Here is a 3,323-nt window from a genome sequence, read left to right as displayed (position 1 = left end):
CGTCGGTCGTGCTCGATCACGACCCTGTCCGCGGCGACGCACCGGGCGCCGGACCCGACGGCACCCGGGCGGGGGAGGGGGTTCGGGTGTGACAGGGGCCGCCGTCACGGGAGGGTGGGCACCTCGCCCGAAGCGGAGGAGCCCCAGCCGCGACGGCGGCCGGGGCTCCGGGTCAGCGGCGCTGGAGACTCAGGAGTCCCGGACGCCAGGGGAGTTGGTCGTAGGGGCCGGTGGCGGTGGGGGACTTGCCCTGGTAGAGGAGCTGGAGGTTGCAGGGGTCGACGGTCATGGTCTGGTCGGGGTTGTCGCGGACGAGGTCGCCGTGGCTGATGTCGTTGGTCCAGGTGGCGCCGCTGTTGGCCTTGCCGGCGAAGGGGTTGTTCTCGGTGGCGGCCTGCGGGGTCCAGGAGCCGTTGAGGCTGGTGGCGGTGAAGGAGCGGAAGTAGCGTCCGCCGGCGCCCATCGCCTCGACGATCATGAGGTACTGGTTCTGGCCCTGGACCTTGTAGACCTGCGGCGCCTCGAAGAGGTTGGCCGTCGTGTCGGTCATCACGGTGCTGTAGGAGGAGCCGAAGTTGCCCGGGAAGTTCCCGATCGGCATGCTCGCGCGATAGATGCTGCCGTTGTCGCCGGCGAAGAACAGGTACATGTTCTGGCCGTCGGCGATCAGGGTCTGGTCGATCGGGCCGGTGCCGGAGTTGGGGATGCCGCCGGTGAACAGCGGCTGCGGAGCGGACCAGCCGTTGGGGTTGGTGGGGTCGCTCGACGTGCGGTAGATGAAGGGCCAGGCACCCCACTGGTAGGCCAGGACCCAGATGTTCTTCGGCGCGAAGTAGAACAGCGTCGGCGCCACCGCGGACTGGCCCATCCCGGTCTGGCCGGTCGACGCCATGTCCGACCAGTTGGTGAACGGGGTGAACGCCATCGAGCCGTACGAGGAGCCGTTCACGTTCGACGCGTAGACCAGGTGCTTGCCCTGATAGACCACGTTGGTGAAGTCCTTCACCGACGCCCAGCCGTGCGCCGGCTGCGCCAGCGCACCCGTCGACGACCAGTGGTACGTGGACGGCAGGGCGCAGGTGCCGCGGGTGGCGGCCTGGGCCTTGTCGGCGGCCTGGACCGCGGTGGCGGCCTGGACCGTGGTGGCGCCGAGCATGGCCGCCGCCAGGGCCGTCGCGGTCGCGATCACGGTGGTGAGCACCGTGGAGCGCGGCCCGCGGCGAGACGTTCGTTGACGCATGGGGAACTCCTTTGCGAGCGGATGGAGCCGTCAGACGGCAATGTGAGCGTTAACAAGGGAGCCCCGGTGGAGCGGCGCCCGGGGCCCCCTCGGCTCGGTTCAGGAGCCCAGCGTGACGGTGGAGCTGCCGCTGCTCTGGTAGCCCTCGGTGGCCAGGATCTCGTAGTTCATGGTGCCGAGGTTCATGCCGGACCTGGCCCACGCGTCGAAGTGGTTGCCGACGGTGATCGTTCCGCCGGTCCGCTTGGCCCGGCGGACGCTCCAGTACTGGTTGAACGTCCTGATGCCCTCGATGGAGGGGGCGTTGTAGCGGGTCGTCTGGTAGAGGTCGTAGGTGTCGCCGTCCGTGGTGACGGTGCCCTTGTACGTGCCGGTGGGCTTGTAGGAGCCGTAGTTGTCGACGACGTAGTACTCGACGAGCGGGTTGGTGGTCCAGCCGTAGAGCGACAGGTAGGCGTTGCCGTTGGTGCTCCAGGTGCCCGAGTACGTCACCGGGTTGCGCGAGCCGGTGCGCCAGCCCTTGCCGGCGACGAAGTTGCCGGCGTTGTTCCAGGAGGTGCTGTAGCGGCCGCCGCCGTTCAGCGACATCGAGACCGCGCCGGAGCCCTCGGTCCAGAACGAGTAGAAGTACCCGCCGTCGGTGTCGGTCTGGTTCGTGGTCACCGTCGCGGCCTCGGCCGTGCCGGGCAGCATCAGGACGGCCGCGAGGGCCGGTGCGAGAACGGGGGTCCTGCGGACGAGCCGCCGGAGGCGGCCGACCTTGCGGCTCTTGGGGTGGGGGGAGTTCACGGGGGTGATCCGTCCTGCCGATGGGTGGGGGTGGGGTGCGACCCTGCGTCGCCGGCGACCGTGAACGGAGGTGGGCCGAACGACACCGCACGGCGACGCAGGGAGCCGACTCACCGTCAACACCGCTCCGTCCGAAGCGGGTTGGCGACCTGCGGTCTGGAGCCGGAGCCTGGGCCGGCCGTTCGCAGCTGTCGACGGCGACAGTGTTGGCCTGTACTCGACGGGCTGTCAACACTTTCGACAAGGAAGCCGAAAGTGTCGGCCATGCTCGTTCCCGGCCCTGCTGGCAAAGTCACTGGTCGGACCCCTGGGGGCTCGATGAAGCGCCGGGGCCTCGCCGTGCCCGCGCTCCCTCGGTGCCCTTGGGCGACTCGTAGGAGGAAGTCTCTTCGAAAGTTTCGGAGGCATGCCCGGGCCGGCCGGGCGGCCCGGATGAGCCGAGCGTCGCGGCCGGGCACGCAAGGGGGGACGGACGGCAGAAGTGGGGCGGAACGGGTGCGGCGGGTCAGCCCGAGGCCCGGACGACGAGCCGGGTGGGGAGTACCAGCGATTCGCCCGGTGCCGGGTTGCGCAGCAGCAACTCCAGTGCCCGGAAGCCGAGTTCCTCGACCGGCTGGTGGACGGTGGTCAGGCCCGGGCGGCAGCGCGCCGCGACGGGGGCGTCGTCGAAGCCGATCAGCGCCACGTCCTCGGGCACCCGCAGGTCGTGCCGCCGCAAGGTCCTGAGGGCTCCCGCGGCCATCTGGTCGGAGGCGGCGAACACCGCGTTCAGCCCGGGGCACTGGTCGAGCAGCCGTTGCATCGCGTGCTCGCCGGAGGCGGTGCTGAAGTCGCCGTACACCACGACGGGCCGGGTCGCGGCCGTCGCGGCCACCGCCTGCCGGTAGCCGGCCAGCCGGTCCGCGCCGGCGGAGGTGTCCGGCGGCCCGGCGATGGTGGCCACCGAGCGGCGCCCGGACGCGCACAGCCGCCGCACCGCCGCCCGGGCACCGGCCAGGTTGTCCGCGTCCACGAACGCCACCGTGCCCGGCTCCGGAGGCCGGCCCAGTGACACCACGGGCACCCTGGCCGCGTGCAGCAGCCGGGCGAGCGCGGTGTCCCCCCAGGGCCCGACCAGCAGTACGCCGTCGACGTGGCCGCCGCACAGGTAGCGCACCAGGGGCGGCCGCCGGGAGCGCCTGGGCACCGTGAAGACGGCCAACTCCCGTTCCGTACCCGGCGGGGAGCGGCGCAGCCCGGCCAGCAGCCGTGCCGGGAAGGCGTCCGCGTGGTACTGCAGCGGATCGGCGAAGAC

Annotated in this window: 2 protein-coding genes and 1 pseudogene; all 3 read right to left on the bottom strand. The window is 71.4% G+C overall.

What is annotated here, in order from left to right:
- Nucleotides 1-172: 172 nt before the first annotated feature.
- A pseudogene (locus ACFU6K_RS34650) lies at nucleotides 173-1,090 on the bottom strand (non-reducing end alpha-L-arabinofuranosidase family hydrolase); the annotation flags it as partial.
- Nucleotides 1,091-1,339: 249 nt separating this feature from the next.
- Nucleotides 1,340-2,029, bottom strand: coding sequence for a glycoside hydrolase family 11 protein (locus ACFU6K_RS34645; RefSeq protein WP_380669923.1), 690 nt, complete (start codon nucleotides 2,027-2,029; stop codon nucleotides 1,340-1,342).
- Between the two features lie 505 nt (nucleotides 2,030-2,534).
- Nucleotides 2,535-3,323, bottom strand: a 789-nt coding sequence (locus ACFU6K_RS34640) for a substrate-binding domain-containing protein (RefSeq protein ID WP_380669921.1), incomplete at its 5' end; no start/stop codon positions are given.

Source organism: Kitasatospora sp. NPDC057512, assembly GCF_042802135.1.
In the GTDB taxonomy this organism is placed as follows: Bacteria; Actinomycetota; Actinomycetes; order Streptomycetales; family Streptomycetaceae; genus Kitasatospora.
Note: the sequence above shows the minus strand (reverse complement) of the source record. Positions and strands in the feature narration are given on the sequence as shown.